Source organism: Bacillus pinisoli (assembly GCF_023036475.1).
In the GTDB taxonomy this organism is placed as follows: domain Bacteria; phylum Bacillota; class Bacilli; order Bacillales; family SA4; genus Bacillus_BS; species Bacillus_BS pinisoli.
Genome location: NZ_JAJQKI010000012.1, coordinates 1 through 13,336, shown reverse-complemented (window position 1 = coordinate 13,336; position 13,336 = coordinate 1). Strand labels below are relative to the sequence as shown.

Annotated in this window: 7 protein-coding genes; 5 read left to right on the top strand and 2 right to left on the bottom strand. The window is 38.8% G+C overall.

Annotated elements, in window-relative coordinates; genetic code table 11:
• Positions 1 to 103 precede the first annotated feature (103 nt).
• On the top strand, positions 104 to 4,387 hold the full coding sequence (locus LT143_RS15700; RefSeq protein WP_246944372.1) for a 5'-nucleotidase C-terminal domain-containing protein: 4,284 nt from the start codon (positions 104 to 106) through the stop codon (positions 4,385 to 4,387).
• A gap of 70 nt (positions 4,388 to 4,457) precedes the next feature.
• Here LT143_RS15700 and LT143_RS15695 read toward each other — a convergent pair whose 3' ends face one another.
• Entirely contained in the window at positions 4,458 to 4,601 is a 144-nt protein-coding gene (locus LT143_RS15695) for a hypothetical protein (protein WP_246944369.1), read from the bottom strand.
• Between the two features lie 82 nt (positions 4,602 to 4,683).
• Positions 4,684 to 5,070 carry a hypothetical protein gene (locus LT143_RS15690; protein ID WP_246944366.1) on the bottom strand — a complete coding sequence of 129 codons (387 nt, stop codon included), beginning with the start codon at positions 5,068 to 5,070 and terminating at the stop codon, positions 4,684 to 4,686.
• A gap of 306 nt (positions 5,071 to 5,376) precedes the next feature.
• Here LT143_RS15690 and LT143_RS15685 point away from each other — a divergent pair, with 306 nt between their 5' ends.
• The 4 genes from LT143_RS15685 to LT143_RS15670 all read left to right on the top strand — a co-directional run bounded on the left by LT143_RS15685 (position 5,377) and on the right by LT143_RS15670 (position 13,175).
• Positions 5,377 to 7,233, top strand: coding sequence for a histidine kinase (locus LT143_RS15685; protein ID WP_246944364.1), 1,857 nt, complete (start codon positions 5,377 to 5,379; stop codon positions 7,231 to 7,233).
• Entirely contained in the window at positions 7,208 to 7,855 is a 648-nt protein-coding gene (locus LT143_RS15680; RefSeq protein ID WP_246944362.1) for a response regulator, read from the top strand. Before LT143_RS15685 ends, LT143_RS15680 begins: the two co-directional genes overlap by 26 nt.
• 160 nt (positions 7,856 to 8,015) lie before the next feature.
• Positions 8,016 to 10,484, top strand: coding sequence for a S8 family serine peptidase (locus LT143_RS15675; protein WP_246944359.1), 2,469 nt, complete (start codon positions 8,016 to 8,018; stop codon positions 10,482 to 10,484).
• Between the two features lie 231 nt (positions 10,485 to 10,715).
• Positions 10,716 to 13,175, top strand: coding sequence for a S8 family serine peptidase (locus LT143_RS15670; protein ID WP_246944355.1), 2,460 nt, complete (start codon positions 10,716 to 10,718; stop codon positions 13,173 to 13,175).
• Positions 13,176 to 13,336 lie beyond the last annotated feature (161 nt).

The following is a 13,336-nucleotide window of genomic DNA, read 5'->3' as shown; positions in this document are numbered from 1 at the left end:
TAATGTTAACAATCTTGTATTATAGTAAGTTTGGTGGTGTAGGAATCCAAATAACGATCTGTGGAAAAAATCCTACTAAAAAACAGTTGGAAGGGGAATGAAATTGAGGTCTTCAAAACGAATGACTAGTTTTCTATTAATCTTTACGTTTTTAGTTAGTTTTTTTACACCAGCTATTCCAGGGGTGAAGGCAGCAGCGGGAACTAAGGCTACAGATTTATTTATCTCGGAGTATATTGAAGGTAGCAGTTTTAACAAAGCAATTGAGATATACAACGGGACAGGTACGGAAGTCGATTTATCGGCTTACTCAGTAGAGACTTACTTTAACGGGAGTACAACTACAACAGCCACTTTAAAACTTAATGGAATATTAGGGAGTGGAGATGAAGTAGTTATTGCACATCCGAGTGCTAATGCAGAGATTTTAGCGAAGGCTGATGTTACAAACGGAAGTGTAGCTAACTTCAATGGCGATGACGCAATCGTTCTTAAAAAAGCTGAAACAGTTATTGACTCATTTGGACAAGTTGGATTTGACCCAGGTTCGGAATGGGGTGGAGTGACGCAGGATGATACTCTTGTTCGTAGAGCTAGTATTTACTCTGGCGACACAGACCCATCTGACGTATTTGATCCAAGTCTTGAATGGGATGTTCATCCAAAGGATACCACTACATATTTAGGCTCACATAACAGTGCAACAACGCCAGACCCACAACCAGACCCATCAACAACCATCTCAATTTTAGAAGCACGTAAACTGACAAACAATACAACCGTAACAATCCAGGGAGTAGTGACAGCTGATAACTCTGCCATTGGTGGAGGTAAACTATCAACGTACCTTCAAGATGAGACAGCTGGAATCAACATCTACTCTTCGACATCTCAAGATCTAAAAGAAGGAGATTTAGTTAAAATTACTGGATCTCTTGCTGAATATAATAAATTAAAAGAAATTATCCCTACATCAATTGAAGTGTTAGCTCAAAATCAAGAGCTGCCACAGCCAAAATCTATCAATTTAGCAGAATTACAATCTGCAACAACTGCAGAACCACTAGAAGGTCAATTAGTAAAATTAACAGGCTTCGTATCATCAGTTCCTAGTTCACCTGCTGGTGGTGGATATAATGTATCGTTTATTGATGCTGATTTTAACAGCACGACTCTTCGTGTTATGCAAGGAACAAATGCCATTACTGCGCTAGAAAAAGGTAAATGGTACGAGGTTACAGCGATTGTCAGTCAATATAACACGTATCAAATTATTCCTCGTAAAGCTGAAGATATTGTTCTAGCAAGTGAACAACCGGAAGCACCTTCACAAGCGGGAACCTATTCATCTATCGTCAAGTCTGTAACAGATGGTGACACCATTAAGCTTGAGATACCTGTTTTAGGCGCAGATACAGTTCGTTATGTAAACATTGATACAGCGGAAACCTATCATACACCTAAAAATGAGTTAGATCAAAATCAATTAGAGTATGGAAATGCTGCAAAAGCATATATGAACACGTTATTAAAAGCTGGGGATGAAATCCTTATTAAGGTTGGGGAAGAAGCAACTGATGCGTATGGTCGCTTATTAGGACAGGTCATTCGTAAATCAGATGGTCTTAACACAAACCTTGAAATGGTCAAATCAGGAAACGCGGTAACTTATTTCATATGGCCAGTTGGAGATGAAGCTGACTATACGATGTTCCAAGCAGCTGTAAAAGAGGCAAAAGATGCTGGAATTGGAATATGGAACCTAGCTAATCCTCTTCTTGAACTACCATTTGAATTCCGTGCAAGAGAGCAAGGTAAAGGCTTATCACGTTATGTAGGGAATTCAGATACAAAACGATATGTGCAACCTGCTGACTTCAATGAAGTACCTGTAGAAAAAAGAGTGTTCTTTGCAAGTCCAGAAGAAGCAGAAGCGAATGGATATAAGGCAGTAACTGCAGAACAACCTGTAGAGGATCCGAATGGTTCTCAAGATAATATTGCTTTACAATTACTAAGCTTAAATGATTTACATGGCAAGATTGACCAAATGTATCAAGTTGATACTAATGGTGATGGTGCAATGGAATCAGTAGGGAGAATGGATTACGTAGCTGCTTACTTAAAGCAACGTGAGGCTACAAACCCTAATACACTAATTGTTCATGCTGGAGATATGATTGGTGGAAGCTCACCTGTTTCCGCTTTACTTCAAGATGAACCAACGGTAGAAATTATGGAAGCGATCGGCTTTGATTTTGGTACGGTTGGAAATCATGAGTTTGATGAAGGGACTCAAGAATTTTTACGTATGGTTAATGGTGGAGATCATCCAGGTGGTAAAGGAACAGAAAACTATGATGGTATGAACTTCCCTAATTTATGTGCAAACTGTATGTCAAAAGAAACGCACCAACCCATTTTACCTCCTTATGCCGTGTATGAGGTTGAAGGAGTGAAGGTTGGATTTATTGGAGTTAACACAGTAGCTACGGCGAATATGGTAATTCCATCTGGAATACAGGATATTTATTTTTCTGATGAAGCTACAGCAGTAAATAAAGCAGTAGATGAACTACAAGCTCAGGGGATTGAAGCCATTATCGTACTAGCTCACATGCCAGCTTCACAAGAAGGAGAAAGTGCAAAAGGTGATGCAGCAGACTTAGCAAATGAAGTACATGATGCAGTTGATATTATCTATGCTGCACATAACCATGAGATTGTAAATGCAGTCGTTGATAATAAGTTAATTGTTCAAGCGTTAGACTATGGTAAAGCATTTTCAGATGTGGATATAGAAATAGATTCAACTACAAAGGACATTGTAAAAAAGAATGCAGAAATCGTATATGTAAACCAAGCTGGAATCACTCCAGACCCAGAGGTTGAAGCAATTCTTGCTAAGTACGCTGCACAAACGGCAGAAATTATGAATCAAGTAATTGGTATGGCTGGGAAAGAGTTAAAAGGCGGTTACGCAGCAAAAGGTCTTATTGGTGATAATGCGTTAGGAAACCTTATTGCGGACGGAATGGCTTGGGCGATGAAATCTGACTTTGCATTAATGAACGGTGGAGGAATCCGGGACAATATTAATGCTGGAGAAATTACGTGGTCTGAACTGTTCAATGTCCAACCTTTTGGAAATACTCTCATTAAAGTGGAGATTACCGGTGCAGATCTAGAACAGATGATTAATGCTCAATTTTCATCGTATGGTCCAGATGTATCTATTGGAGGATTCAGATACACGTGGGATATTTCAACGAATAAAGTAGTAGATATCTATCTACCAAATGGGTCAAAGATTGATAAGACAGCTACTTACACTGTTACAGTGAACAATTACATGTATGAGCATAGCAGGGATAAATATAAGCTTCGTGCACTTGGAGAAAACCCAGTACAAGGGCCGATTGATCTTGATGCAACAGTAGAGTTTGTGAAAAGTTTTAATAACAGCCCAATCAATTATGTTGCGGAAGGTCGCATTTCTCAGGTGATGCCAATAAGTGAAACAGCAAAAGAAGTAAAATTACCAGAAGGTGGAGTCATTGATTTCAGTGGAGCAGTGTTTTCAAATTCAACACCTGTCACTGTTACCCTTAAGCCAGTTGTTACGGAAGATCTAATTTTTAACAACGGTGCTTATTCTATCGCCGGTATGATTCTAGATATTCACGTTTCTGATACATTTGATGGAGAAGTCACGCTGAAGTTCCCATATGATTCTTCAATGGGTACGGAAAATAGCCTAGGTATCTATCATTATAATAACGGGACATGGGTATACCAACCAACGAAGATTGTAGATGGTTACTTAGTTACTACCGTCTCTCATTTCTCTATTTATGGTGTATTGAAGAAAAATGATGTTGAGGCACCGGTTACAACATACTCTTTACCAGAAGGGGATTTATCAACAGGAGCCTATATTGATCATGTAACATTACATCTTGCAGCTACAGATCAAATGGCGGGCGTAAGTAAAACAGAATATCAAGTGAACAACGGAGAATGGAATATTTACCAAGCAAACAACGGGATCGTTGTTGATGCAGAAGGTAACACAACGGTTACGTTCCGCTCAACAGATAGTGTTGGAAATGTTGAAGATGTAAAAACTGTCAATGTGACAGTCGTAAAACCAACCATATACAATGTAAAAATATTTGTCCAAGAAGCCGATGCAAACAATGGCATGAAGACTTCGACAACAGCCAAACTTCAAAAGGTAGAACGTGAAAAAGGAGAAAAAGCATATAAAGAGCTGCAAAAGGTACGTGAACACCTTGAGAAAATGAACAGCAAACTATTTAACGAAACCGACAAAGCAGATATTCTCAAGCTGATTGAATATATTATAGAAAATAGTAAGCTATAAACAAGAAAAGCTTCTCTCGTATGGAGAGAAGCTTTTTTAAGTAGAAAAATAAACATGACAAATTATATAATCACTCAAACCAGTCATCAGTAAAATATTGAAACACGGCATCCATCACAATATCATCTAAATAGCGGTCGAGTTCTTCTTCCGTTAATTTGATGAGATCTTCTTCATTTACTGAAACATTCATGAATGATGTTTTCATTTGCATGATTTTACTCCTCCAAATACGCGCTCTTTACATAATTAGACTCTTATTCTAGTAAAAGGTTACAAGGAAAATGAAATTTTTTTTATGAACCTAGTAAAGAAAGAGAATCTAAAAATACAATCCACGAAGAGAAGGTACCTATTAAAATAGCGAGCCAAAAAAAGGCGACATATCTGGGCCATGTTTTAGGCTCTGTCATGGAATAAAAGAAAAGAACAGAGATGAAGACCCAAGTTAGAAAAATAATACTCGCTAGCATAAAAATAAAAAAAGCAGTCCATCCTGACGACCATGCACTATGTATAAATAAGTAAGCAGGAACGGATAGAGCAAATGGTGTAGCTAGAATAAATACAATAGATTGAACGAGAAAAAATGCGAAAAATTGCTTAATATCTTTTCCAACTTCTATATTTGGAATCGCAATAATTTTATCTTTTATTGGTAGTAATGGTTTCATGATATCCATGCTGATCCCCCCTGTTCTTATGGTAACAGGGGAAAACTGTGAATTTTGCTGAACGTTGTCGAACGGGTAAAACTTTTCCAATCGTTACCAAATAATACTTTAGTACTAGTATGATAGACCATTAGGGTAATAGTATTTCTTGCAAAAATTTGTCAAAATGAAATAATAAACCTTTCAAAAGGTTTTGCCCAAGTTGGTTAGTGCTTCGCTCATTCGACCAGTTTGGGCTTTTTAATATGCAAAAAATGAGGTACGATATAAATTAACAGAATATTAGTATAATACATGTACATAGGTGGGGATTTCGTGACAAAAAAGCAAATGTTTTCCTTTATAGATAGTCCTGACCGTATATTTATGACAGTGATTTCATTGGTTGGTTGGTTTTGTGTGGGTATACAGCTAATTGCCATTGATACATGGAACGACCCTTGGATTTATGGTTTACTTCTTATCTTTTTTTTAATATGTGAATATTATCCAATGCCAGTATGGCGAGGCTTCTCTTCTATTAGTTTTCCTGTCGTTTTTGTTATCTACTTTATTTATGGACTACCCATTGCTGTGTTCAGTTATGCATTAGTGATGTTTTTGATTAGTATTATAAAGCGACGCCCCTTACGGATAATATTCTTTAATCCATCGCAATTGCTATTAAGTCTATATATCGGAGCTGTTATATCTGATTATATAATGACTTCCTGGATCAGTTTATCCAATACGGTTTTCTCACAAATCGTAGAGCTCGCCCTCATGTCCATCATTTTTTACATTGTAAATAATTTAATTGTGGATATTGTCCTACTTTTAAGACCTCAACACTATCCTTATAAAGTATGGAAGCAAAAGTTTCTTTCAGAGCTTAATAGTCTTGGAATATCCTTTGTATATGCTTGTCTATTTATTATCCTAGGTAGTCAGAACAGGGGACAAATAGATGTATTCACTTTTTTCTTCTTCTTTTCTCCACTTGTGGGACTGGCTTTACTAAGCTCATCGATTGTTCGCATAAGAAAGGAAAGAACTCGGTTAAAAGCATTGTTTTCACTTACTTCCAATTTAAATAAAATGCTACCGGATCATAATTGGCTGGATGTGTTAAAAACAAGTTTTCATGAGTTGATTGATGTAGAGGCTATGATCTTATGGACAAATGAAAACGGCAAATGGAAAATGAGTTCGCATAAAGGAAAGGTAAGTACAAAACCACTCACAATGGAAATGGTGGAACAGCTTCAAACGCTAAAAGTACCGTTAGTCATTACCGATCGAAAATATGAATCACTTCTAACGGATATCTATTTTGAACAAAAACAAAGAAGTTTTGTGTATGCCCCTCTCGTGATAGATCAGGAAACGGTTGGCGTATTTGCGATAGCACGAAGTAGAACAAAAGCCTTTGGACACGAAGAAATACAGGCGATTGCTACTCTTTCCAATCAGCTTGCAGTTATTCTTAAAACGAGATTATTAATTGAGGAAAAAGAGAAAAGAAGTATAGTAGAAGAACGAAACCGAATCGCCCGTGATATCCATGACGGAGTGGCTCAGACGATAGCGGGGGCCCTAATGAAGCTAGAAACGGCTCAAAGGAAATGGGAAAAATCACCAGAAGAAACTAAAATTTTAGTAATAGATAGTATGGATAAACTGCGAGGCAGCTTAAAACAAATCAGACAGTCGATCTATGCATTGAGACCGTATATAACAGAACGTGTTGGTCTGCAATCAGCCATTAAGCAACGAATAACAGTATTTGAAAAAGAGACGGGTCTTAGCTTTACCTATGAAGAACGAGGTGAAAACCTGTCATTAAGTTCTATGGTTGAAAAAATCTTATACGATACGTTTCAGGAAAGTGTTCAAAATATTATCAAGCATGCCCATGCCACAAAGGTAGAAATTCTATTAAGTTATCAAAAAGAACATATTTTACTACGTGTCAAAGATAACGGAGTAGGGTTTTCGTTAGTGGAAGCTATGATGAAAGCACAAAAAGAGCCTCATTTTGGAATTCTGCAGATGAATGATGCGGCAGAACGGATTGGTGCTTCATTACAAATAGACAGTAAGCCAGAGCAAGGAACAGAGATTTCGATGATGGTTCCACGAATGGGAATAGAGGAGGGGTTTGAATATGATCAAGCTAATGTTAGTGGATGATCACGCCATACTAAGAGATGGTTTGAGAAACCTGTTAGAAATAGAGAATGATATTGAAGTTGTAGGTGAAGCGGTTTCCGGTGAGGAAGCCATTCATAAGGTGAAGGAATGTAACCCTGACGTGGTCCTGATGGATATCAATATGCCGAAGATGAATGGTGTGGAAGTGACGGGGATTTTAAAGAAACTTTATCCGGAGAAAAAGGTTCTAGTCTTGACGATGCATAGTCACGATGAATATTTTATGGCAGCGATTCGTGAAGGAGCCGATGGTTATTTATTAAAGGATGCTCCGTTTGATCAAGTGATTGATGCCATTCGCACCGTGGCAAAAGGTGAATCAGTTATTCACCCATCGATGACCAAAAAGTTGTTAAGTTTTCACCAACAAAAAAGCCAAGAGGATGAAGATAACACCCTAACAGACCGTGAAAAAGAAGTTCTGCAGTGTTTGGTAGATGGATTAAGTAATAAGGAAATTGCCGAGAGATTGTACATTAGCGATAAAACGGTAAAAATTCATGTTAGTAAAATTTTTAAAAAGCTGAATGTAAAAAGCCGGTCTCAGGTTGTCATTTATGCTGTTCAGCATCAACTAGTAAACTTGCCAGAGACTACGTAGTTAGTCTCTTGTTAATTCAGAATATTCTATATACTACTAAAGTAGTATACAGAATAGTACCTATGTTCAAAAAAGTTACCCCATAAGCAGAATAGCCGTAGGGACTTTACTATTAGATAATAAGGAAAATGGGTAAAAATTATTAGTAGGAGGGTTTATTTTGAAATTAAAGGCACTATTGTTTTCATTCGTTCTTTTAATTGCTACTTTTTACACAGCCATTCCTGTCACAAATGCTGGGTACTCCCTAGAAGAAGGGGTTATCGATCCAGATTTAACAGACATCTTAAAAACAAAAATTGAGCCGATTGATGTAATCGTTACATTCCGCGGTGACGGATCTCCCACAGAGTCCCAATTAAAGCTATTGTCTGATTTAGGGATTACAAAGGGTGTAACATTTAAAAATTTACCATTTGCTGGTGTGTTAGCAACACCTGAGCAAATTTTAGCTCTTGCAAAGAGTTCTGAAGTATTCTCTATTTATGATAATGAAAAGGTAGAATACGAAAACGCAACTGGAACGGAACTTACAGGTGTAGACCAACTTCGTAAGGATGACACATTACGTAAGTTAAATGGAGGTCTTCCTGTATCTGGTAAAGGAATTGGAGTAGTTGTCAATGACAGTGGAATTGACGGTACTCACCAAGATTTAGAATATGGAAGCCATGTGGTTCAAAACGTAATGGCGTCAATCAATTTAAATTCACTTAGTTCTTTATTACCGATTACATACCAAGAGAACGTGGTAACGACTGATTTAACGGGTGGTCACGGAACTCATGTTGCTGGTATTGTTGGGGGAACAGGTGCTAAGTCTAGTGGGAAATATGAAGGAGTTGCACCAGGAGCTGACATAATTGGATACGGTTCTGGCGCAGCAATTGCAATTTTAGATACTCTAGGTGGATTTGACTACGCGCTTACTCACCAATTTGAATATAACATTCGTGTCATCACAAACTCATGGGGAACAACAAGTGATGCGGGTACTGATTTTGATCCATTCGATCCGATTAACGTAGCGACAAAGAAGCTATATGATCGTGGAATTGTAACTGTATTCTCAGCTGGTAACTCTGGACCAGGCGAATCAACAATTTCTGGTAACTATAAGAAGGCTCCTTGGGTTATTACAGTAGCAGCTGGAACAAAGCAAGGAAAGTTAGCTGACTTTTCATCTCGTGGAGTAGATGGTAAAGGTGGAACAGTTGTTGTTGACGGCCAAACATTTACATGGGAAGACCGTCCTACTGTAACAGCTCCAGGTCAGGATATCGTTTCAACGAGAGCAGCAACGGTTGATCCTACTATGTATTTAGGACTTTCATCAGATGCGGAGACGATTGATCCAGCACATCTTCCATATTACTTATCATTAAGTGGAACATCGATGGCTGCACCACATGTAGCTGGGGTTATTGCTTTATTACTTGAAGCAAATCCAACTTTATCTCCTAGTGAGGTAAAAACTATTCTACAGAACACTGCTACAAACATGCCTGGTTATGAGAAGTGGGAAGTTGGGGCTGGGTATGTGAATGCCTATGCAGCAGTAGATGCAGCTTTTACAAACCGTGATTACGGAACAACAGTCAATGCGAACCAAACTTTTAATGCAAAGGTTGATATGAATACAGAGAGAACGCCATTCACAATCAACTACAGCTCATTAAATTTAACAGGTAATTCTTATACATTTGACGTAGAACAAGGATTAACGGAACTAACAGCTCGTATTAGCGCAGACGGATTAATAGGACTTACAGGAAATACAGTTAATCTTGTTTTAGTTGCACCAGATGGAACGGAATATAGCTCAGGAATTTACTTATTATTCCCGATATATACAGATCGTACGGTTCAAGTAACGTCACCTCAAGCTGGAAAGTGGACAGTGAAGTTAGAAGGATTAGATGGAGTCGCATTAGATGAAACAATCTCTGGGGAATTGGCATTTAAGAAAGCGACTGGTTTTACTGGATTAAATGACATCGCGGGTCATCCAGCTGAAACTGCGATAAAACTAGGTGTAAGTGAAAGATTACTGGATAGTGATTCTGCTAGAAACTTCCGTCCTAATGACTACTTAAAGCGAATTGATCTTGCTAAATACGTTGTCATGGGTGCAGGAGTAAGACAATACCTTCCATTATCAGGTGTAGCAACTTTTAAAGATGTAAAAGGCGCAGATGCATCATTTGCTGAAGCGGTTGTAGCAAAAGGAGCAGCCCTTCGTGATGTAGCGTACAATGGAAATGGAGTGATCCTTCCAACAGCAGATGGAAAGTTCTCACCTAATGATAGTGTTACTCGTGCAGAGCTTGCCTACACACTCGTTCAAAACCTAGGACTTCAAGCAGAAGCAGTAGCAAGAAACAATGACACGCTAACTGTACAATACGGAAGCCAAAGAGTTGCCATCTCTGACGCTTCAGACGTACCATCACACCTTCGTGGTTATGTTCAATTAGCACTAGACCTAAACATCCTAAATGCTTACTTCAACGTAACTCAAGGTCCATATGATCTACAACCAAAAGTAACAGCTACATTTAAGCCAACTGCTCAAGTAACAAGAGGAGATTTCGCAGTCGCGATTACTCGTTACTATGCAGGGTACTAAAAGATAAAGAGATAACATACTTCAACATATTAACGCATTGGGGGCCTGGCCCCCAATGCGTTAATTCGTTAAAGCGGTAACTGTCAGTACTACTTTAATAATACTTTTGTACGACTCAAAGATAGTACCCCTGTTTCGCCAATTTACGCCCTTTGTGGAATAGGTTTAGGCCCTTTTTCTTGTGATAATGGTAGTGTGTAAAAAGATACATGAGGAAAGGGTGAAGGGAAAGTGAAGAAGTTTGTCAGTCTTATTCTTGCGATCGTTATGGTTTGCTCAATCAGTTTTACGACAACAGCACCAACACAGGCATCTAGTGTAGCTGTCATTGGTGAGTCATTACAAAAAGCTCTCTCTGATGTAGGCCCACATCAGGTTATTGTTACATTTAAATCTAAAGGTGCACCAACTCAAGATCAGTTAAGTCTTTTAGATCAACTGGGTGTCAAAACAGGTGTTACCTTACATTCACTTCCGATGGCGGGGATTTTAGCCACTAAGTCTCAAATTGAGAAATTAGCTTCAAATGATCAAGTATTATCAATCTACTTAAATGAAAAACTTGATTTTGTAAATGATGTAGACACTTCTATCACTGGAGTGGATAAGGCTCGTAAAGATGACCGTTTACGTAAGCTGAACGGAGGCCTTCCTGTTTCAGGTAAGGGAATCGGTGTTGTTGTCAATGATAGCGGGATTGACGGTACACATAAGGACCATGAATTTGGTAGAAATCTTGTACAGAACGTTTTAGGTACGACTAACTTAAATGCATTAGAACCTACTTTATTACCAGTTTCCTATGTGGAGGATGTAATCAACACTGACACTAATTCCGGACATGGTACTCACGTAGCTGGTACTGTAGGTGGAACGGGCGCAATGTCCAGTGGTAAGTATGAAGGGGTTGCCCCAGGCGCTGACCTGATTGGATACGGTTCCGGTGGTGCTCTACTTATTCTTGATGGTATCGGTGGTTTTGACTACGCAATCACTCATCAAGCTGAGTACAATATTCGTGTTATTACGAACTCTTGGGGTTCTTCAGGTGGATTTGATCCATTTAACCCAATCAATATTGCGAGTAAAGCAGCCTATGACCGTGGAATTACTGTATTATTTGCAGCAGGAAATTCAGGACCAGGTGAAGACACACATAATCCATATGCAAAAGCTCCTTGGGTTATCTCTGTAGCTGCAGGTCAACATGACGGAACTCTAGTAGACTTTTCATCTCGTGGTACTAAAGGTGTTGGTAGTACGTTCACAATCGACGGTGAAGAGTGGACATGGGAAGATCGTCCAACGCTGACAGCACCAGGTGTAGATGTTATTTCAACTAAGACGGTTTCACCGTTAAACCTAATCTCTACAGATTCAGACGCAGCTGCGATTGAAACAGCCTACCTACCTTACTACACTGTGAAGAGTGGAACATCTATGGCTACTCCACATGTAGCGGGTATTGTTGCTCTTTTACTAGAAGCGAATCCATTGTTGTCACCAGCTGAAATTAAACAATTACTTCAAGACACAGCAACAAATATGCCAGGTTATGAGTCTTGGGAAGTAGGTGCTGGATATGTTAACGCCTATGCAGCAGTTGACAAGGCTTTTACAAATAAGTCATATGGTAAAACAGTTAATTTATACAACGATTTTAATAGCAATGTGGAAAGTGAGACAGTACGTCAAGACTTTTCAGTAGATTATAATCCATTAACACTAGTATCTGATAACTCTTACAAGTTCAATGTAGAAGCTGGTCTTTCTAGCCTAGTGGCAAAAGTAAGCGGTGAAGGATTAATTGGCGAAGGAAATCCAATCAATCTTGTCTTAATTTCACCAGATGGAACAGAATATAGTTCAGGGATTTCTTTACTGTTCGCCCTTGAATATGATAGAACGGTTTCTGTCACTAACCCAGCACCAGGTGAATGGACTGCTGAGGTTAGAGGGTTAAGAGGTAACGTGGTAAACCCACTAGGAGCAGCAACACCAGAGCTTGTAAAAGGTACACTTGCTTTTACAAAAGTAAGTGGTTTCTCAGGACTTAATGATATTGAGGGACATCCAGCAGCTGATGCGATTAAATCTGCTGTAAATGAGAGACTAGTTGATGGTAATAGTGATGGAAGCTTTAAACCAAATGCTAAATTACTTCGAAAAGATTTAGCAAAATACTTAGTGATGGGTGCAGAAATCCGTCAAGCTTTACCGGAAGCATCTACATTTAATGATGTAAGTGCAGCAGATGCACCGTTTATTGATGCTGTAACAGCAAAAGGTGCAGCATTCCGTGACGTGAATCACACGTTCAAGGGAGTAGTTCTTCCTAAAGCGGCTGGTAGCTTTGCTCCAAATGGAACGGTCACAAAAGCTGAACTGGCTTACTCACTTGTTCAGGCACTTGGTTTAGAAGCTGAGGCAAAAAATGTAACAGGCAATCTTACGGTTCAGTATGGTAATGAGCGTGTGACATTAAAAGATCAAGCTGATATTCCGGCAGAGCTAAAAGGCTATGTTCAACTAGCATTAGATTTAAATATTTTAAATGCGAGCTTCAGTGTGGTTCAAGGTCCGTATGACCTACAACCAACTGTACAGGCAAGCTTCTCTCCAGCAACTGAAGTAACAAGAGGAGACTTTGCGGTAGCAATTACTAGATATTTTAATGCGTATCTGCAATAAAAATAAAAAACGGATGAAACCCATGTGGTTTCATCCGTTTTGTTTTATAGAGGCTGTTTTCGTAAAGATTGTTGCTTTCGTAAAAATCTCAGGAAGCCGGAATTTTGCTCGGTAGTACAGTGTCTAGTGCTTTAAATAGAGAGAGTTGCTCTTTTTCTAAC